This window comes from Mycobacterium asiaticum, from assembly GCF_001673365.1.
Lineage (GTDB): Bacteria > Actinomycetota > Actinomycetes > Mycobacteriales > Mycobacteriaceae > Mycobacterium > Mycobacterium asiaticum_A.
In genome coordinates this window covers 1-19197 of sequence record NZ_LZLS01000026.1, presented here as the reverse complement: position 1 = coordinate 19197, position 19197 = coordinate 1, and the positions used below count along the sequence as shown (strand labels likewise).

Annotated in this window: 17 protein-coding genes; 7 read left to right on the top strand and 10 right to left on the bottom strand. The window is 65.8% G+C overall.

Going from position 1 to position 19197, the window contains the following annotated elements:
* The 4 genes from A5634_RS03325 to A5634_RS03310 form a co-directional block, all read right to left on the bottom strand.
* A partial coding sequence (locus A5634_RS03325) for a PE family protein (RefSeq protein WP_155769329.1) occupies window positions 1-806 on the bottom strand: 806 nt, incomplete at its 3' end.
* 233 nt (window positions 807-1039) lie between these two features.
* Window positions 1040-1828, bottom strand: coding sequence for a YoaK family protein (locus tag A5634_RS03320; RefSeq protein ID WP_081290161.1), 789 nt, complete (start codon window positions 1826-1828; stop codon window positions 1040-1042).
* A gap of 120 nt (window positions 1829-1948) precedes the next feature.
* The gene (locus A5634_RS03315; RefSeq protein WP_065142666.1) at window positions 1949-3109 is read right to left on the bottom strand and encodes a fatty acid desaturase family protein; all 1161 of its coding nucleotides are present in this window, start codon (window positions 3107-3109) and stop codon (window positions 1949-1951) included.
* A gap of 11 nt (window positions 3110-3120) precedes the next feature.
* Window positions 3121-4245: a ferredoxin reductase gene (locus A5634_RS03310; protein WP_081290163.1), complete on the bottom strand. Its 1125-nt coding sequence runs from the start codon at window positions 4243-4245 to the stop codon at window positions 3121-3123.
* Between the two features lie 166 nt (window positions 4246-4411).
* On the opposite strand from A5634_RS03310, the gene A5634_RS03305 reads away from it, so the two are divergent.
* The 6 genes from A5634_RS03305 to A5634_RS03280 all read left to right on the top strand — a co-directional run bounded on the left by A5634_RS03305 (window position 4412) and on the right by A5634_RS03280 (window position 10756).
* Complete coding sequence (locus A5634_RS03305) at window positions 4412-5566, top strand: PucR family transcriptional regulator (RefSeq protein ID WP_081290162.1); 1155 nt, start codon at window positions 4412-4414, stop codon at window positions 5564-5566.
* Between the two features lie 133 nt (window positions 5567-5699).
* Complete coding sequence (locus A5634_RS03300) at window positions 5700-5999, top strand: PE family protein (protein ID WP_065142664.1); 300 nt, start codon at window positions 5700-5702, stop codon at window positions 5997-5999.
* Between the two features lie 8 nt (window positions 6000-6007).
* A complete protein-coding gene (locus tag A5634_RS03295; protein WP_081290160.1) occupies window positions 6008-7213 on the top strand; it encodes a PPE family protein in 1206 nt (401 codons plus the stop codon).
* A gap of 314 nt (window positions 7214-7527) precedes the next feature.
* On the top strand, window positions 7528-8751 hold the full coding sequence (locus A5634_RS03290) for an acetyl-CoA acetyltransferase (protein WP_065142663.1): 1224 nt from the start codon (window positions 7528-7530) through the stop codon (window positions 8749-8751).
* A gap of 2 nt (window positions 8752-8753) precedes the next feature.
* Window positions 8754-10277, top strand: coding sequence for a carotenoid oxygenase family protein (locus A5634_RS03285; RefSeq protein WP_065142662.1), 1524 nt, complete (start codon window positions 8754-8756; stop codon window positions 10275-10277).
* Between the two features lie 2 nt (window positions 10278-10279).
* The gene (locus A5634_RS03280) at window positions 10280-10756 is read left to right on the top strand and encodes a VOC family protein (RefSeq protein ID WP_065142661.1); all 477 of its coding nucleotides are present in this window, start codon (window positions 10280-10282) and stop codon (window positions 10754-10756) included.
* Here the strand turns inward: A5634_RS03280 and A5634_RS03275 are convergent.
* From A5634_RS03275 to A5634_RS03250, 6 genes are all read right to left on the bottom strand, one after another.
* Window positions 10753-11187: a hypothetical protein gene (locus A5634_RS03275; protein ID WP_065142660.1), complete on the bottom strand. Its 435-nt coding sequence runs from the start codon at window positions 11185-11187 to the stop codon at window positions 10753-10755. The two genes, A5634_RS03280 and A5634_RS03275, sit on opposite strands and share 4 nt — an antisense overlap.
* Window positions 11188-11238: 51 nt before the next feature.
* On the bottom strand, window positions 11239-12021 hold the full coding sequence (locus tag A5634_RS03270; protein WP_065142659.1) for a VOC family protein: 783 nt from the start codon (window positions 12019-12021) through the stop codon (window positions 11239-11241).
* 250 nt (window positions 12022-12271) lie between these two features.
* Window positions 12272-12745 (bottom strand): type II toxin-antitoxin system Rv0910 family toxin, encoded by a 474-nt coding sequence (locus A5634_RS03265; RefSeq protein ID WP_065142658.1) that lies wholly within the window; start codon window positions 12743-12745, stop codon window positions 12272-12274.
* Window positions 12746-12750: 5 nt separating this feature from the next.
* Window positions 12751-12930, bottom strand: coding sequence for an antitoxin (locus A5634_RS03260; RefSeq protein ID WP_065142668.1), 180 nt, complete (start codon window positions 12928-12930; stop codon window positions 12751-12753).
* Between the two features lie 84 nt (window positions 12931-13014).
* The gene (locus A5634_RS03255; RefSeq protein WP_155769328.1) at window positions 13015-15387 is read right to left on the bottom strand and encodes a cation-translocating P-type ATPase; all 2373 of its coding nucleotides are present in this window, start codon (window positions 15385-15387) and stop codon (window positions 13015-13017) included.
* A gap of 46 nt (window positions 15388-15433) precedes the next feature.
* Window positions 15434-17029: a serine hydrolase gene (locus A5634_RS03250; RefSeq protein ID WP_065142657.1), complete on the bottom strand. Its 1596-nt coding sequence runs from the start codon at window positions 17027-17029 to the stop codon at window positions 15434-15436.
* Window positions 17030-17260: 231 nt separating this feature from the next.
* On the opposite strand from A5634_RS03250, the gene A5634_RS03245 reads away from it, so the two are divergent.
* A partial coding sequence (locus A5634_RS03245) for a PE family protein (protein ID WP_065142656.1) occupies window positions 17261-19197 on the top strand: 1937 nt, incomplete at its 3' end.

Genomic DNA, 19197 nt, shown 5'->3' with positions numbered 1-19197 from the left:
GTGCCGTTGCCGCCGGCGCCGCCGCTGGTGAAGAGTCCGCCGGCGCCACCGGTTCCGCCTAGTCCGCCGGTACCTCCCAGCCAGGACGACCCGCCATTCCCGCCCGGCCCGGCAGCACCCATCAGCAATCCAGCATTTCCACCTGCCCCGCCGACCCCGCCAGCGGATCCGGCAACGTTTCCCAACCCGCCGGTGCCTCCGCGTCCGCCGGCACCGAACAGCATGGCGTCGCCACCACGGCCACCCGTACCGGCGGCTGGAGCGGCCCCCGAGAGTCCGCCGGCCCCGCCTGCCCCGCCGTTGCCGAAGAGTCCGGCAGCTCCACCACTGCCGCCGTTCTTGCCGATTGCGCCGGACCCGCCCGCTCCGCCGTTGCCGATCAACCAGCCGCCGGCTCCGCCGTTGTTTCCACTCCCCGGTGCCGCGGTGGCGCCGTCGCCAATCAGCGGGCGCCCGGTGAGCGTCACGAAGGGCGAATTGATCGCGTTAAGCACCTGCTGCTGCACCATCTGGAGTGGGGAGGCGCTGGCGGCCTCGGCCGCGGCATAGTGCCCCGCGCCCGCGCTCATGAGCCGGACGAACTGGTCATGAAACGCTGTCGCTTGTGCGCTGACCGCTTCATATGCCTGGCCATGCGCCGAAAACAGCGCAGCGATGGCCGCCGACACCCCGTCCTCGGCTGGGGCCAGCACGGCCGCCGTCTGAGCGATCGCGGCTCGGTTGGCCGCGCTGAGCGTGGCCTGGATACCGGCCAAATCCGAGGCCGCCGCCGTCATCATCTCCGGAGCTATGTTCACGAATGACATGTCTGTCCCCCTCTTTGAGCCAACCTGGACGACACCGGCGCTCCCGCGACGCATTAAGGGAGGACGTAGGTCCCGCGCAACTCAGCCTCGGCCCAAGCGAAGGGGCTGTCTTGCGTAATCGACTACTCGAATCGCGTCCGGTGGATTGGCGAGGGTCTGAGCCTGAGCAGATTCACGGACGTGCCGCCGGTGTCAGCGACGGTAGGAGCTAGCGTCCGGCCGGGTTGGGCAGCTTACGCGGCGGCGCGTCGGGGCTCGGCGTGTCCCGAGTCGGCGGCGGCCCCGTCGGGTTCGGCCCCCGACCGGCCTCGACGTCCACGCACTAGCACTGCCACCGCGATGGCGAGACAGGTCGCGGCCGGCAGCAACAGCGCGTATCCGCCCAACCGCGCACCGAGCAGCAGCCCGGCAACTCCGCCGCAGAGGAACAGCACGAACGTCACGCTGAGCACCGCGGCTTTCCACTTTTCGATTCCATGCTTGCGGCTGCGGCCGAGCATCAGCCCGAGGTCGGTGATGGTTCCGGTGAAGTGGGTGGTACGTACCGCCATTCCGCGGAAATTTGACGTAAGCGCGTTTTGCATGCCGAGGGCCAATGCAGCGAACATTGCGTCGACGACATTCACCTCGAGACCGAGTGCGACGATCGGCGCCTGCAGCGTCGGCAATTCCATCCCCGTGGCGACCAGCAGCAGCAATAGCGCCTCGAGAATCAGCACGAGGGCTTGACGTCTTCCCAGCAGCGTCTTGGTGGAGGCGAGAATTGCTCCGGCCGCGGCCGCTCCGAGTAGGAATCCCCCGATGATCGCCGCGAGCAGGTGCCCCTGGTAGAGCAACGGGTTTGCTGTGTTCATGCCTAGCTGGGTGGTGACGGCGGTCACGTTCCCGACCGGAAAAGCCAGGATCAGGATGCCGACCGCATTGACGAAACCAGCGGTCAATGCCAAAATCCCGGTGTAGCCGAGGATTAACTTGCGCGCAGGCTTCTCGCCACCACGGGCCGGAAGTTTCCGCAGCGGCATCTTGAGTCGGTACCTACCTTACTTTTGCTTAACAATAATCGCGGGCAACTCTTCGCCACACTAACAACGGATGCCCCGCGACCACCCGTCGCGAAACCTAAGTCATAGAGCTTGCCTAAGTTAGGCCGCGTGTGCTTCGCGGCGAGGTATGGCGAAGATTACATCTTTGATGGCAGCGGGCCGGATTGCTTCAGTCGCCTTGCGCCCGAAGTCATTGGGTAACGACAGGCGGAACACCTTTTTCCATGCAGAGGCGACCTGACGCGGCAGCGGCCCGGTCGTGTAGGTCAAGCCGTAGCGCTCAAAGAGTTCCTGCACCTTTGGCGCAATCTCCTGGTAGCGGTTGCTGGGCAGGTCGGGGTAGAGATGGTGCTCAATCTGGAAGGACAGGTTGCCAGTCATGAAGTGCAGGAACGGGTTTCCGGAAATGTTCGCCGAGCCCAGCATCTGCCGCAGATACCACTGCCCGCGCGTTTCCCCATCTATAGAGGTCTTTTCGTACGTCTGCACACCATCGGGGAAGTGCCCGCACATGATCACCGAATGCGTCCAAAGATTGCGTATCAGGTTGGCGGTTAGATTCGCCGTCACCGTGGTAACCGCTGAGGGCCCGGACAGCAACGGATGCAGCACATAGTCGCGCATCACGTGCTTACGGACTTTGCCGAGCACCTTCTTGCCCTGCCGACGGAACTCGTCCTTATCGCCGCGGCCCTGGAGGTGCTTGCCGATCTCAAGATCGTATGCGGCAATGCCGTATTGGAATAAGCACGCGTTGATGAAGTTCCACACTGGCTGAGCGAGATAGAACGGCTTCCAGCGTTGATCCTCATCCACCCGCATGATGCCGTAACCCAGATCATGGTCCTTGCCAAGGACATTCGTGTAGGTGTGATGAACCTCGTTGTGCGAGTGCTTCCACATCTCCGATGGCGAGGCGTTATCCCATTCCCAGGTGGTCGAGTGAATCTTCGGATCGCGCATCCAGTCCCATTGCCCGTGCATCACGTTGTGGCCGATCTCCATGTTCTCGACGATCTTGGAGATCGACAGCCCGGCCGTACCGATCACCCAGGCCGGGGGGAACAACGAGAAGAGCAATAGTGCGCGGCTGGCGAGTTCGAGCCGGCGCTGACCGTCGATGACTTTGCGGATGTAGTTGGCGTCGCGCTCGCCACGGCTGGCCAGCACGTGCTCGCGGATGGCGTCGAGTTCGCGGCCCAGGTTCTCGATGTCCTCGTCGGACAGGTGGCCGGCGGGATTTGATTGTGCGGTAGTCATTCTCGGGCTCCTTAGAGGTCGAGTTCGCAAGCACCCGCCGCGGCGGATATGCAGGTTTGGATCTTCACGTTGTCGCCGGCCGAAGCGGTGGTGAGCTCGCCGTTGCGTAGGTCGCGCACTACGCCTTGTCGCAACGGAACGACGCATCCGAAGCAGATCCCCATCCGGCAGCCCGACGGCATCAACACGCCTGCGGACTCCCCCGCGTCCAGCAAGGTCTGGGATCCGTCGGCCTCCACCACGCTGCCGGACTTGGTGAATGTCACGGCGCCGCCTTCACCGGCGGTGACGACGGCCGGCCGGAAACGTTCGATATGCAACCGGTCGGCGATTCCTTCGTCGGCCCAACGCTTTTCGAGGGTGTCGAGCAGCCCGGCCGGACCACACGCCCAGGTCTGGCGCTGCGTGAAGTCGGGGACCACGTCGGCCAGACAGGCCACATCCAACATTCCGTTGGCGTCAGTGTGCTGCTCCACCAATCGGATTCGTCCCTCACGCGCCAGCATGCGCAGCTCCCAGCCGAAGATGACGTCGTCTGCCGTGGGCGCGGAGTGCACGACCACGATGTCCGGGGTGGGACCGCCGAAACCGGCCAGGTTGCGCAACATCCCCATGACCGGGGTGATGCCGCTGCCCGCAGTGAGGAACAGCATCTTGGTGGGCGGTCGGTCGCCGAGGGTGAAATCACCGGCGGGCTGGTCAAGCTGGATGACGGTGCCGACGGTGGCGCGCCGGACCAGATGGTTGCTGACCACCCCCTGCGGGATGGCCTTGACCGTGATGGCGATACACCCGTCGCGGCGCGCAGTTTTGGAGGTCAGCGAGTAGGCCCGCCACTGCCGCACGCCGTCGACGTCCACGCCGATGCGTACGTACTGGCCGGGCACGTGCGGACGCCAGCCGCGACCCGGCTTGATCACCAATGTGACGGCATCGCGGGTTTCGGGGTGGATCGCGACGATGCGCCCGCGCAGGTCGGTGCTGGAGCGCAGCGGGTCGAAGATGTCGAGATAGTCGGTCGGGACCAATGGTGTGGTGACCCGCTCGGCAAACTTCAATACGCGGCTAGGCAACCCCTCGAGCAACGCGCCGACGAGGTTGGGTCGAGACGTCTGGCGAAGCACGGCGGTGGTCATGACTTCCATGGTGGTTGTCCGTGAGTGTAAAGTCTTGACCGATCAGCGTGAAAAAATTACGTAGAATTGTTCGAAAGAGATAATTTTGTCAGAGCCGTCACTTCGATTGACTGGACTGCAGCTCGATGAACCCGTGGTCAAGGCGCTGGAAGCAATCTTGCCGGCAATGGCAGAGCGAACAGTGACCGCGATCACCGTCGAGGTCCCGAGTTACACCGACGCGTTCAGCGGTCACATGGGTCAGATCATCGAGAATGCGGTGCAGACGTCGTTGCGTGCGTTCCTGCGACTGGCGACTCGCCCCGAGGACGCCGATCCTGGAACGCTGTTTCCGGCCATCGAGGGTGCCTACGAGCTGGGTCGCGGCGAAGCCCGGCAGGGCCGCACCATCGATGCGTTGTTGGCGGCCTTTCGGGTGGGCGCACGGGTGGCGTGGCAAGAACTGTCCGCGACCGCGGTCGCGGCCGGACTTCCCGCGTCGACGATCGCCAGGTTCGCCGAGTTGGTGTTCGCCTACATCGACGAGCTGTCGGCGTCCAGCGTGTCCGGCCACGCCGATGAATTGGCAACCACCGGACGGGCCCGGCAACGCTACCTGGACCGGCTGAGCCTGGACCTGCTGGCCGGCGAGCCCGTCGCGACCCTGCTTACCGACGCCGAGCAGGTGGGCTGGAAACCGCCCGACACGCTGACCGCGGTGCTGTTGCCGCTCGCTCAAACACGGGGTCTGGCAGCGCAATTCGGGCAGTCGACGCTGCAATTGGCCGAGGACCTGCCCGGGGTTGACGCAGCACAAGCGCTGGCAGTACTGCTGGTGCCGGACATAGGGCGGCGCCAGCTGCTGACTTCCCTTGCGGCGCGGAAGGCCGTGGTGGGTCCCACCCGGCCGTGGACCGACGTCCGGTCGTCCTACAATCGTGCGCTACGAGCCCGGGACCTGTTGGGTGACAACATAATTAACGTGGTCGACACCGACGACCACCTGGTGGAACTGGTACTTGGCGCCGATCTCGAGGCGGCCCGCGACCTGCGCGCCCGGGCGCTGGCCCCGCTGGCTGAACTGCCGCCCAACACCGTAGACAAGCTGACCGAAACCCTGCGCTCGTGGGTGCTGCACCAAGGGAGGCGCGAGGCGGTGGCCGCTGATCTGTTCATCCACGCCCAAACCGTGCGTTACCGGATGAGCCAGCTGCGTGAGTTGTACGGCGAACGGCTCAGCGATCCACGCACCGTGCTGGAGCTGACCATCGCGCTGGGCCTGGACGGTACACCCGGCGCCGAACTCGTCGAAACCGCTGCGGCCGATCGCGGCCGAACCTGAGTCCGATCGGGGGGTGACGAAGTACCCTTCTGGCTAGGAAGTACCCGGCCGTCGGGCCGCCAACACTCAGGTGAAGGCTAACCGGTTCTGGCACAGGAACTTTCGCTTTGCTACCGCTGGCAAGGAGGATCGGATGTCGTTTGTGGTCACCCAGCCGGAGACGCTGACGACAGCAGCGGGCAACCTGCAGGGGATCGGTTCGGCGGTAACGGCACAGACCGTCGCCGCATTCGCACCCACCACCGGGGTGGTTCCGGCGGCCGCTGACGAGGTCTCGGCGATGACGGCTGCGCGGTTTCGCGCACACGCCCAGAGCTATCAGGCGTTCAGCGCGCAGGCGGCGATGATCCATGACATGTTCGTCAGCACACTCGCGGCCAGTGCCGGCTCCTATGCGATCACCGAGGCCGCGAACGCTGTGGCGGCCGGGTAGGAGGCGCGTTGCCGACGGACTTCGGGCTGTTACCGCCAGAGATCAATTCGGGCCGGATCTATGCCGGCCCCGGAGCGGGTTCGATGGTCGCTGCCGCGAATGCCTGGGACGGCCTGGCGGGTGTGCTGAACTCTGCTGCGATCTCTTACGGTTCGGTGATCGCGGGTCTCGCGGTCGAGTCATGGCTGGGGCCGGCGTCGGCGACGATGGCCGCCGCAGCCGCACCGTATGCGGGGTGGTTGGGTGCGGCGGCGATACAAGCCGAAAAGACTGCGGCCCAAGCCCGCACGGCCGCGACCGCGTACGAGGCGGCGTTCGCGATGACAGTGCCTCCGCCCTTGATCGCCGCCAACCGCAACCAGGTGATGGGCCTGGTCACGACCAACATCCTGGGTCAGAACAGCCCGGCAATCGAGGCTATGCAGGCCGAGTACGCCGAAATGTGGGCGCAAGACGCGGCCGCCATGTACAGCTACGCGGCGTCATCGGAGCTCGCCTCGACGCTGCCGCCGTTCACGGCGCCAACCCAAGCTGCCGATCCCACGGGCCCGACGGGTCGAGCGAGCGCGGAGGCGCAGACGGCCCTAAGCTTGTCGCCGATCACCGCCCAGACGCTGCAGGGCCTGGCCGCGCTGCTGTCACCAGACTCAGCGTTGGGCCGGGCGGGCCCTGCCGCCGGCATTCCCACCCCCATCGGGGAGCTGGACGTGCTGGCGGCGTACTTCGCGATTACCTCGACGGTCAGCATGGCCCTGGGGATCGTGAACACCGGCCGGCCGTGGATCTTCAGCTACGCGGGCACCAGTGTCGACGAGAACTTGGACAATCGCGCCGAGCAATTGACGCACGCCACACCACTCGGCGACACCCCTGCGGCAGGCGCAGCCTCGGCGAGTGTCGGGCACGCGGCACTCGTCGGGGCGCTGACGGTGCCACACAGCTGGACAGTGGCCGCGCCGGAGATCAGGCTCGCGGTCGAGTCGCTGCCCAGCGCTTCGGCCGGACCCGCCCCGACCAACCTGGGCGCAGCGCCGGCAGCGCTGTTGGGCGGAATGGCTCTGGCGAGCTTGGCGGGTCGCGGTGCGGCCACGACTGGCGGGTCGTCCACCAAGGACAACGCCACCGGTGACGAGGACCCGTCCCAACGCAAACCCACCGTGGTCGTGATCCAGCAACCACCGTCGGGGTCGGGCCCGTCGCCCACGCGCTCCTAGTTCTGCGACAACCAACAAAGTGTCAACAGCCGACCCGCACGAATTTCGTTGTGTGGCCTAGTCCTGGGCCCCTATTCGGCGGATCGTGACGCAGCCGTGTCAAGAACGATCGCCGTCAGATGTTTGTCAACGGCCCGGGATGGCAATGCCGGAACGGAGGTGGGCGTATCGGCCGGCCTATATGCCCACCCAGGTCCCGTCGGTTCAGCCCGAGAGCCGACGGGACCGCTCTAATTTGGGCCGGTTCGACGCGTCGTGACTCGTTGCCCCGTATGCCGCCAACAGCGGACCAACCTGGGAGTACCGTGCCGCGTATGGATGGCTCATCGACTGGTGTGTGGATTCTGGGCGGCTACCAGAGCGACTTCGCGCGCAACCTGAGCCGCGAGCAACGCGACTTCGCCAGCCTCACCGCGGAGGTCGCGGACGGCACACTGGGGGCGGCCAAGATTGACGCCGCGGCCATCGGAGTGGTTCATGTGGCGAACGCTTTCGGTGAGATGTTCGCCACACAAGGTCACCTCGGGGCCATGCCCGCCACGGTGTGCGACGACCTGTGGGACACCCCCGCCTCACGGCACGAGGCCGCGTGCGCCTCGGGCAGCGTGGCGGTGCTTGCGGCGATGGCCGACCTGCGCTCCGGCGCCTATGAGAGCGCGCTCGTCGTCGGCTTGGAGCTGGAAAAGACCGTGCCCGGCGATACCGCCGCCAAGTACCTGGGGGCCGCCGCCTGGACCGGCCACGAGGGAGCCGAAGCGCGGTACCTGTGGCCGTCGATGTTCGCCCAAGTCGCCGACGAATACGACCGGCGCTACGGCTTGGACGACACGCATCTGCGGGCCATCGCTGCGATCAACTACGCCAACGCGCGCCGCAACCCCAACGCGCAGACCCGGGGCTGGACGGTGCCCGACCCGATCAGCGACGACGACGAGACCAACCCGATCACCGAGGGCCGGTTGCGCCGGTTGGACTGCAGCCAGATGACCGACGGCGGGGCTGGGGTGGTCCTGGTCAACGATGCCTACCTTCGGGAGCACCCTGACGCGCGGCCGATTGGCCGCATTGATGGTTGGGGACACCGCACGGTCGGGCTCGGGCTGCAACAGAAGCTCGATCGCGCCTCCAACGATCCGTACGTCCTGCCGCATGTACGGTCCGCGGTGCTGGACGCGCTGCGGCGCGCACAGGTGACCCTCGATGACATGGACGGGTTCGAGGTGCACGACTGCTTCACGCCCAGCGAATACCTGGCAATCGACCACATCGGGCTGACGGGCCCGGGTGAATCCTGGAAGGCCATCGAGAACGGTGAGATCGAGATCGGCGGCCGGCTGCCGATCAACCCCAGCGGCGGCCTCATCGGTGGCGGGCACCCCGTCGGGGCATCCGGGGTGCGGATGCTGCTCGATGCGGCCAAGCAGGTCAGCGCCCAGGCGGGCGACTACCAAGTCGAGGGTGCGGGCAAGTTCGGCACGTTGAACTTCGGCGGCAGCACCGCCACCACGGTCAGTTTCGTTGTCAGTAAGGGCGTTTGATCATGGATGTCGAAGTTGTCGCCAAGTACCTCTCGACGCTGCCCGAAGACGACGACCATCCCTACCGGATCGGTCCGTGGCGGCCGCAAACCACGGAGTGGGACGCTGATGACCTGACCGCGGTGGAAGGCGAGATCCCGGCCGACCTGGACGGCATCTACCTGCGCAACACCGAGAACCCGCTGCACCCGGCATTCAAGACCTATCACCCGTTCGACGGTGACGGCATGCTGCACGTCGTCGGATTCCGCGACGGAAAAGCCTTTTACCGCAACCGGTTTGTCCAAACCGAGGGCTTTTTGGCGGAAAACGAAGCAGGTGAACCGCTTTGGCCCGGCCTGGCCGAACCGGTCCAGTTTGCCAAGCGCGAAAAGGGCTGGGGCGTTCGTGAGCTGATGAAGGACGCCTCCAGCACCGATGTCATCGTGCACCGCGGAATCGCACTTACCAGCTTCTATCAGTGTGGCGATCTGTACCGCGCCGATCCGTATTCCGGTCGCACGCTGGGCAAGGAGAGTTGGAACGGCGGGTTCCCGTCCGATTGGGGTGTGTCAGCGCATCCCAAGGTGGACAACAAGACCGGCGAACTTTTGTTCTTCAACTACAGCAAGCAGGACCCCTACATGCGCTACGGCGTGGTCGACGAGAACAACGATCTCGCCCACTACGTCGACATCCCCCTGCCCGGGCCGCGCCTGCCCCACGATATGGCGTTCACCGAAAACTACGCCATCCTCAACGACTTTCCACTGTTCTGGGATCCCCGACTGCTCGAGCATCAGGTGCACCTGCCGCGTTACTACCCGGACATGCCGTCGCGCTTCGCAGTCATTCCACGCCGCGGCGACACGGCCGACATCCGCTGGTTCGAAGCCGATCCGACGTTCGTGCTGCATTTCACCAACGCCTACGAGGACGGCGACGAGATTGTGCTGGACGGGTTCTTCGAGGGCGCACCCCAACCGCTGGAAAGTGGCGCCGGGCCAACCGGCAAGTGGGAGAAGCTGTTTCGGTTCCTGGCACTGGATCGGATGGAAGCCAGGCTGCACCGGTGGCGGCTGAATTTGGTGACTGGCGAGGTGAGGGAAGGCCCGTTGTCGGACTCGATCACCGAGTTCGGCACCATCAACGCCGACTACGCCACCAGTAAGTACCGCTACACCTATGCCGCTACCGGCAAGCCCGGTTGGTTCCTATTCGACGGCTTGGTCAAACACGACCTGTTCACCGGCAACGAGGAACGTTATTCCCTGGGCGACGGTGTCTATGGCAGCGAGTCGGCGATGGCCCCCCGGGTCGGCAGCACCGGCGAGGACGACGGCTATCTGGTCACGCTGACCACGGACATGAACGCCGACGCGTCGTACTGCCTGGTGTTCGACGCGGCCCGGGTCGGCGACGGTCCGGTGTGCAAACTCGCGCTACCGGAACGCATTTCCAGCGGTACACACTCGACATGGGTGGCGGGTTCGGAGTTGCGCCGCTGGGATCACGCCGAGTCGGCAGCCAGCGCCGTCGGGCTGTGACCATGGACGCGCCCAGACGCATCACCCGCTGGCCCGAGCGGATGTCCTCCATCGGCGCGATCCGGTTTGCCCGCCGCTCAACGAATTTCGCTGAGACCGTGCGTTTTTACCGCGAACTGGTCGGGCTGCCGCTGTATGAGACGTTCGGCGAAAGCTACGGAAGCAATGGCGCCATCTTCGGGTTGCCCAGCTCGCATTTGACGATGGAAATCGTCGAAGCCACCGACAGCGTCGCGGTCGACCACCACGAACAGTTGTGCCTGTATTTCCCGGATGCGGCGGCCCAGCGAGCGGCCATCGCGCGCCTCGAAGAGGCGGCGGTTGCGCGCGTCGAACAACACCCCTATTGGGAGGCCAATGGCGCGGTCACCTACCGCGATCCGGACGGGCGGGAAGTGGTGTTCGCGCCGTTCGTGTACGGCGCCAACGAGCCTGCCGCCAGTTCAGCCTCGGGCACCCACGAGTTCCCGTCGGGCTAAGAGCCGGACCGCCCGCCCAACGCCGCCGCCGCGACCGCCCACACCGCGCAGACCAGCGCGCACACCGCCGCGACCACGCCTATGTAGAGTCCGTACTCCGCGGCGACCGGTCCGTTGACGTTGCGCTGGTAGTACAGCACCATCAGCGCGCCGATAAGCAGCGAGATGACCAGTGCCGCAATCGACGCCGCCCGTACCGACAGTCCACGACCGACCATTGCGCCGGCCACCAACAACGTCGATGACAACAACACGATGAGCTGCCCGGCGCCAAAACCATGCGGCAGTTCCAGGCTGCCGTGAGCCCCACCGATTCCGTTGGCCCAGCCGCCACCCTTGTCCTTCGTCGTCAGCCACGGTAGCCACGTGCTGGCGAACAACAGCGCGGCGAAAAGGGCGACCAGCCAACCGGGGCGCAGGTGGCGAGTCATGGTTGCGAGGTTAGTCGACCCGGGTCGGGCGACCCGGCTCACGCCAATCGGTCAGCTCTGCGGCGTGTCCAACGAGGACAGGTTGATCGGCACTCCGGTCGGGTCGGTGGCCGCGGCGAGTCGCCCATAAGGGGTGTCTTCGGCGTCGCGCAGGATTGCACCGCCGTTGTCGGTGATCACCTGCAGTGTCTTGTCGACGTCCTCGGCGCCGAAGAAAATGCTCCACTGTGACGGCACGCCGTCGGCGAGGAAGCCGGCGCCGTCCATCACACCGAGCAGTTGTTCTTCGCCGAACCATGCTGTGGTGTAACGAAATTCGTCGCTGTCGCCGACCTGCTCGGTGCGCCACCCGAGCACCTCGCGATAGAAGTCGAGGACGGCACGGTAATCGCGGGTGGTCAGCTGGTGCCAGACGGGAGCGCCGGCCTCGGCGGTCACCTCAAAACCGCGGTGCCCCAGGGGCTGCCACAAACCGAAAACCGCACCCGACGGATCGGTCGCTACCGCCATGAAGCCGTGCGCCGGTACTTCCATGGGTTGCAGGCAGCCGGACCCGCCGGCAGCGGTGACCGCCGCCACGGTGGCGTTGATGTCGCCGGTGTGGAAATAGGTGGCCCAGTTGTCCGGTGTCTGCCACTCGGGGTTGTTGGCCATCAGGCCGGCGACTCGGTGCCCGTCCTTGGCGGCGTTGATGTAGCCGCCGTACTCGGGTCCGGCGGACTCGAATGTCCACCCGAAGACGGTGCCGTAGAAGTCTTGGGCGCGCTCGACGTCGGAAGTGGTCAGGTCGATCCAGCAGGGGGCGCCCAGCGGGGCGTGGTCACGGGTGGGCACGAGGTCCTCCTTGGTTGCTCGGGTTGTCCTACGTACCGACTCGGGTGGCGCGAGAAACTCATCGCGGCGGGTGCTCGTCACACGCGCCCCATCCGCCCCTGGGCCCGGACCATGTACCTATTTGCCCGGCTCTGAGCGACACCTACGCGACGTCGGTGCAGGAAGGTCGTACGTGTCGCTCAGAGCCGGGCAAACATGTATATGCACCTCCCCGGCGCATGTCGTCACGCACGGCCCCGCACGCCACCTGTCAGCGATGAATGACGCTGTCCCCGTTGGTGCCCGGGTCTGGGCGGGTGAACACCCTGACGAAGTTCTGCAGGGACTCGCGGATATCGCTGCGCAGCGCGGCGGCAACGACCATGCCGATGGGACCGAATAGCGCCGGACCGCCAAGATGCACGTCGAAGCTGACCACCGACGCGTCACCGTTCGGCGCGACCTTGGCGATCAGCTTGACCTTGACGCCACCTACGCCATCACCGTTGAGCGTCATGCCTTCGGGCGGCTTGTAGCGCACAATTGTCCATTTGATCCGGTTGGGCATGCCCTTGACCTCGACATACGACTCGATCACGGTGCCCTTCTCCAAGACCTCGGGCAGCTTGCTGCGCCAGACCTTGTGAATGGTCAGCCATTCCTTGTACCGGGCCAGGTCCGAGGCGTGCCGCCAGGCCTCTTCCGGCGGGAGGGGTACGTCGATGGAGCCGGAGAGTTTCGCCATCCGCGCTAACTCTGCTGATCGCCGGTGTCGGACAGCTTCTTCGCTTGCTCCTGCACCTTGTGGATGGTGTCGGTGTACTTGTGCTCGGTCTTGTCGTCGACAAATTCGCCGGCCTTGTTGATCGCCATATCGACCTTGTCCGCGTTCTGGGCCAGCACGTTTTTGGCTTTGTCCAGGAAGCTCACGCTGATCATTCCTTCCGCCAGTCGTCTCCCCCGAACCCTACTTGGCGGCTTGGGGGCCAAGACATGTTGCCATCGGGAGATCGGTTACCGCCAAATCCGCGGCTGCACTCCCAGAATTCTGGCTCTGATCCACCACATCGCTTCGATCACAGCGGCCCCGATCGCCCCGACACCGAGCGCGATCGTCGTCACCCAAACGTTTGTCGGGTCGAGCATGAATTTGTGTTGCGCCCACGGGATGCTGAAGATCACCACGTAGGCCAAGCCCGAGGTGACAACCAGCGCTAACCGCCACCACGAGTACGGGCGCGCCGCCACAGCTAGCACCCAGACCGCGGTTACCAGCAAGGTGATCAGCGCCGCGGTCGACGCTTGGTCCTGCTCCACCGACGTCGCGTGCCGACCGTGGTAGGCAGTCAGGTAAGTCGCGAAGGTTGCGATGCCGACAACCAGTCCAGAGGGCAGCGCGGACGTCATCACGCGCCGGACAAATCCCGGATAGGCGCGCTCGTTATTGGGCGCCAAAGACAAAATGAACGACGGAATTCCGATCGTGAACCAGGCGGCAATGGTGACGTGAATCGGCTGAAAGGGGTAAAGCAGCGGATCGGCACCCAGCGGTTCGGCAAGGAGGCACTCAACCCCCACCAGTAACGCCAGCAACGCTGAGTACACCGTCTTGGTCAGGAACAGGCTGGCCACCCGTTCGATGTTGCCGATCACTCGTCGCCCCTCGCCGACCACATAGGGAAGGGTGGCGAACTTGTTGTCCAACAACACAATTTGCGCGACCGCCCGCGAGGCGGGGCTGCCGGCACCCATCGCGACCCCGATGTCGGCGTCCTTGAGCGCCAACACATCGTTGACACCGTCGCCCGTCATCGCAACGGTGTGCCCCTGTGACTGCAGGGCGTGCACCATGGCGCGCTTCTGATCCGGCCGTACCCGACCGAAGGTGGTGTGCGACTCCACCGCCTCAGCCAATTCGGGTTCGGCAGTGGGCAACCGGCGCGCATCCATCGTGTCGCCGCGCAGCCCGAGCTTGTCAGCGACCGCCCCGACCGACACCGCGTTGTCCCCGGAGATCACCTTGACCGAGACCCCTTGGATAGCAAAGTATTCCATCGTCTCGGCGGCATCAGGACGCACCTTTTGCTCGAGCACCACCAGCGCGGCCGGGGTGACTTCGCCCGGAGCGTCGGGATCGTCGACCGGGGTGGGGCTGGCTCCCAACAGGAGCACGCGCAGCCCTTGGGCACCAATGCGTTCGGCTCGCCTCGCTGCTGCCGAGTCCGGACCGAGCAGCACGTCCGGCGCCCCGATCACCCAGTTTCCCCGCTCACCGTAGGACACGCCGCTCCACTTGGTCGCCGACTTGAACGGCGCCGTCGCCGTGACGGTCCACCCGGGGTCAGCGTCATAAGCCTCGGCTATCGCCTGCATGCTGGCGTTGGGACGGGAGTCGGCCGAAGCCAGAGCGGCCAGCACGTCGCCGATGTCCTGGCCGGCTGCGCCGAGTTCTTCGACGTCGGAGACTCGCATACCGCTTTCGGTCAACGTGCCCGTCTTGTCCGCGCAGACCACGTCCACGCGGGCCAGGCCCTCGATCGCGGGCAACTCCTGAACCAGACATTCACGTCGACCGAGTCGGACAACACCGACGGCAAACGCGATGGAGGTCATCAGCACCAGCCCCTCGGGCACCATCGGTACCAACGCCCCCACCATGGCCAGCACGGATTCTCGCCATCCGGCGCTCGTCGTGAACAACTGCGTATAGATGGTCAGCAACCCGGCCGGGATCAGCAGATAGGTGATGAACCGCAGAATCTGGTTGATGCCGTTGCGCAGTTCGGACTTCACCAAGGTGAACTTGCTGGCTTCGGCGGCGAGTTTGGCCGCGTAGGCATCCGCCCCCACCTTCGTGGCACGGTAAGCGCCACCGCCCGAGACGACGAAACTGCCCGACATCACCGGATCACCAACGTCTTTGGCGATCGCGTCGGCCTCGCCGGTCAGCAGTGATTCGTCCACCTCGAGGTTGCTGTGTTCGACGATCTCTCCGTCGACGACAATCTGGTCGCCAGGGCCGAGTTCGATGATGTCATCGAGCACCACCCCGGCAGGCGCCAACAGCTGCGTCCCGGATGCCCTACGTACCAACGGTTTTGCTTGCCCGACAATCGCCAGCTTATCCAGGGTCAGTTTGGCCCGGATCTCCTGCACCATGCCGATGACGCTGTTAGCCACGATGAGCAGACCGAAAAGGCCGTTGATCAATGAACCGGTCACCAGCACGATGGCGAACAGCACACCTAAGATCGCGTTAATGCGAGTGAATACGTTGGCCGCGGCGATTCGCGGGATGCTGCGGGTGGCACGTTCTGGAACATCGTTGGTCTTGCCGTCCGCAATGCGTTGTGCCACTTGCGCATCGGTCAATCCCGAAATGCTCACCAGCTCTCCAAACGGAACGTGAGACGACCCAAACGATACCAACTCATCACCGGGTGAAGGTGCCCAGCTTGTCGGAGTCGTAGTACTCCAGGTTCAGCGCGTCGCCGGTAGCTCCCGGATAGAACACCGCTTTGGAAATCGAACCGGGCAACGCGTTTTCGTTGGACAACGCAAAGGTGAAAGTGTCGCCGTCCCAATGCGTAAGGTTGACCGTCTGGTTCTTCGGACCAAGCGACAGCTGGAGTTGGCCGTCGCGATCGGTCACGGTCGCAGGTCCCCAGTAGTCGTTGTTGTAGACGCCGACGTAGTCGCTCGTCGGTCTGGCCGGGGCCGGACTGACGGGCGGTTGCTTGCCGACCAGCGAACCGTCCGGGTTGTTCATCGGAGCAAGTTGTTGTCGGTACAGATTCGGCCAATCCTCGCGGACCTCGCCGTATTGCACCAGATCCAGAAATTCGGCGTTCAACGCCTCCGGCACGCCGTAAGGGGCCGCGTTGGTCAAGGCGATAATGGCGATGTCTTCTGATGGCAGCACCGCGAAATTTGTTGCGGCGCCGAGGCCGAAGCCTCCGGAATGGCTGTATTCGGTTCGGCCGGACGAGGTCACCGACACGTTGAACCCGTAGCCGTAGGTGCTCGCGCGAGCTTTCGGATTCTTCGCGGCCACCGAAATCACTTGTGGCGTGTAGGCGGGCAGCAGCGCTTCCGGCGACATGATCCGCTGACCGTTGTAGGTACCGTTGGCCAACAGCATGGTCAGCCAGTGCGCCATGTCGTTGACCGATGAACTGACCCCGCCCGCGGGTGTCTGGGGGCCCGGGTCGCGCTGGAAGCGAGCCTCCCACTTGTCTCCCACCTTGATGTGGTTGACGGCGTGGTTGGGCCGGGCCAGAAAGTCACCGAACTTCGAACTGGTCGACGTCATCCCCAACGGTCGGTAGAGCACCTCGTCGGAAAGGTCCTCCCAGGGCTTGCCTGCCGCGGCGGCGACCGCTTCGGCGGCAGCGGTCACGCCGAAGTTGGTGTAGGCGTAGCTGATCCGAAACGGTGCCAGCGGAAGGTCTCTCATCCGCTCCAGCACCTGCTGACGGTCGTAGCCCAGATCCTCGAGCGCGTCGCCGGCGTGGTCGGGCAGGCCGGAGCGGTGTGAATAGAGGTCGGCGACACTGACATTGGTGGTGACGTAGGGATCCATGAGTGCGAACCAGGGAAGCTTCGACATCACGGGTGTGTCCCAGGTGATGGCACCTTCAGTCACTTCATGGGCCACCACCGTCGCACCGACGGACTTCGACACCGAGGCCAACTGAAACACGGTGTCGGCGTTCACCTTATTGTCCGGACTGTCCGCCTTACTCACATCACGGACACCGAATCCTTTGGCGTACAGGGTCTTTCCACCGTGCACAATTGCGACGGCCATGCCTGGGATGCCGCTGCTCTTCATCAGCTCGGCCACCAGACCGTCGACCTTGCCGACGGCCTCGTCAATGCGACCGGCGGGGATCTGCAGGCCCGATATCTCGTTGGGCGGCTGTTGTGCGGGCGTCGACGTCGGCTTTGACACCGGTTTGGCTGGGCCACACCCGACCAGGACCGACAGCAACACCGCGACTGCGGCTAGCGCCGCACGTTTTGTCATGGCCGCACTTTAAACCGGTCGGCCGCGCTGGACGGTCAAGGCCCAGCAGCGATGGCGTCGAGCGTCTCGCAGGCAACCACCACGCCGCCAGTCGCGACGACCCGTCAATAAGGCGGCTGTATCGCCGAAAATCCCGCCGTTGAGCAGGGCATTCCATGTTTGGGCAACTTTTCCGCAGTCCCGGATTGACACCGTCTGTCTGATTAGCACCACCTAAGCCAGGAGACGTCGATGTCCTTCGTGTTTGCCTCACCGCAGTTGATGGCCGCTGCCGTTACCGATTTCGCTGGGATCGGGGATGCAGTCCGATCGGCTAATTTGGCCGCGGCGTCGGCGACTAGCCAGTTGGTGTCAGCGGCCGCCGATGAGGTGTCGGCGGCGATCGCGGCGTTCTTCGGCGACCATGGCGCTCAGTACCAAGCACTCAGCGCTCAAGCGACGACGTTTCACGACCAGTTCCTGCGCACCCTAACCAGCAGCGCCGGCTCTTACGGCATGGCCGAGGCGGCCAACGCCAACCCGCTGCAGTTCGCCGAGCAGCAGGTGCTCGGGGCGATCAACGCACCCACGCAGACACTCTTCGGGCGAGCGCTGATCGGTGACGGCGCCAACGCGACTACACCGGGTGGCCGGGGCGGCGACGGCGGACTGTTGTGGGGCAACGGCGGCAACGGCGCCGCAGGCGCAACCGGTCAAACTGGGGGCGCGGGCGGATCCGCGGGGCTGTTCGGCAACGGCGGGGCCGGCGGGGCCGGTGGCGTAGGCACCACCACGCTGTCCACTGGTGGGACCGGAGGGGCTGGCGGTAACGGCGGGTTGCTCTACGGCACTGGTGGAGCCGGTGGCCAAGGCGGTACCGGTGGCGCCGGCGCGCCGGGCCTGGTCGGTGGGATCGGCGGTAACGGTGGCGTCGGCGGCAAGGGCGGCTTGCTGTTCAGCCAAGGTGGCGCCGGGGGCCTGGGCGGCGACGGCGGGGCCGGGTATCAGGGCGCTTCGGCAACCGCCGGTACCGGCGGCATCGGGTTCGCCGGGGGCGCCGGTGGGGCAGGCGGCACGGGCGGCGCCGGCGGAGCCGGCGGGCAACTGTTCGGCCAAACCGGCCACGGCGGGCAGGGCGGAAACGGCGGGGTCGGCGGTAACGGTGGCGACGGCGCGGCCGGCAACGGGGTCGCCGGAGGCGTCGGCGGCACCGGTGGCAACGGTGGTGCCGCGGGTGCGGGCGGCGCCGGTGGCGTTGCCGGGGCCGCCGGCACCGGTGGTCTGGGTGGCGACGGCGGCAATGGCGGTGCCAGCGGCAGTAACGGCACCGCTGGCGGTAACGGCGGGGGCGGGGGCGACGGCGGCGCCGGAATCAACGGTTCCAATGGCGGAGCGGGCGGCACAGGCGGCGCAGGCGGCACTGGTGGCGGCAGCCTGTCCACTGGCGGCAAGGGCGGGATCGGCGGTGCCGGCGGCAACGCCACCGACGGCGGAAATGCCGGCACGGGTGGTTTGGGCGGGAACGGCGGCACCGGCCCGGACGGGACGAACGGCGGAACGGGCGGCGCCGGTGGCGCGGGAGGTAATGCGACCGGCAGTGGACGCGGCGGCGCTGGCGGTCAAGGAGGCCAAGGCGGCCAAGCCGGCCAGGGCGTCATCAACGGCAATGGCGGCAGCGGCGGCGCCGGTGGCAACGGCGGCACCAGCAGTGCCGGAAACGCCGGAGACGGCGGGGCCGGCGGGGTCGGCGGTACCGGCAACTTCACCGGCATCGGTGGCACCGGCGGACAGGGCGGCCAAGGTGGCGCCGCGACCGGCGCCGGCGACGGCGGCCACGGTGGCCAAGGGGGTCAAGGCGGCCAGAATTCTGTTGCCGGCACCGCCGGTACCGGCGGTCATGGCGGGCAGGGCGGTAGCTCGGTGGGCGGCAATGCCGGCACCGGAGGTAACGGCGGCGACGGTGGCCTCGGGGGCCGCGGCGGCCTCGGTGGCGACGGCGGCACGGGGGGCACCAGCGGTCACGGCAACGCCGGCGACGGCGGCAGTGGCGGCACCGGGGGCACTGCAATTACTACGGGCCTTAAGGGCAGCATTCCCCCGGGCGGGGGCAATGGCGGACGCGGCGAGGCGTGCACCGGCGACGGCACGATCAAGATCGAGATGAACTTCCTGCCGGATGTGTACGTCCC

Bases quoted from the DNA above. Each gene is read 5' to 3' on its own strand.
- A5634_RS03265 (WP_065142658.1), bottom strand. From the start codon at position 12,745: ATGGCGAAACTCTCCGGCTCCATCGACGTACCCCTCCCGCCGGAAGAG.
- A5634_RS03310 (WP_081290163.1), bottom strand. From the start codon at position 4,245: ATGACCACCGCCGTGCTTCGCCAGACGTCTCGACCCAACCTCGTCGGC.
- A5634_RS03305 (WP_081290162.1), top strand. From the start codon at position 4,412: ATGGCAGAGCGAACAGTGACCGCGATCACCGTCGAGGTCCCGAGTTAC.
- A5634_RS03285 (WP_065142662.1), top strand. From the start codon at position 8,754: ATGGATGTCGAAGTTGTCGCCAAGTACCTCTCGACGCTGCCCGAAGAC.
- A5634_RS03280 (WP_065142661.1), top strand. From the start codon at position 10,280: ATGGACGCGCCCAGACGCATCACCCGCTGGCCCGAGCGGATGTCCTCC.
- A5634_RS03275 (WP_065142660.1), bottom strand. From the start codon at position 11,187: ATGACTCGCCACCTGCGCCCCGGTTGGCTGGTCGCCCTTTTCGCCGCG.
- A5634_RS03250 (WP_065142657.1), bottom strand. From the start codon at position 17,029: ATGACAAAACGTGCGGCGCTAGCCGCAGTCGCGGTGTTGCTGTCGGTC.
- A5634_RS03290 (WP_065142663.1), top strand. From the start codon at position 7,528: ATGGATGGCTCATCGACTGGTGTGTGGATTCTGGGCGGCTACCAGAGC.
- A5634_RS03300 (WP_065142664.1), top strand. From the start codon at position 5,700: ATGTCGTTTGTGGTCACCCAGCCGGAGACGCTGACGACAGCAGCGGGC.
- A5634_RS03315 (WP_065142666.1), bottom strand. From the start codon at position 3,109: ATGACTACCGCACAATCAAATCCCGCCGGCCACCTGTCCGACGAGGAC.
- A5634_RS03320 (WP_081290161.1), bottom strand. From the start codon at position 1,828: ATGCCGCTGCGGAAACTTCCGGCCCGTGGTGGCGAGAAGCCTGCGCGC.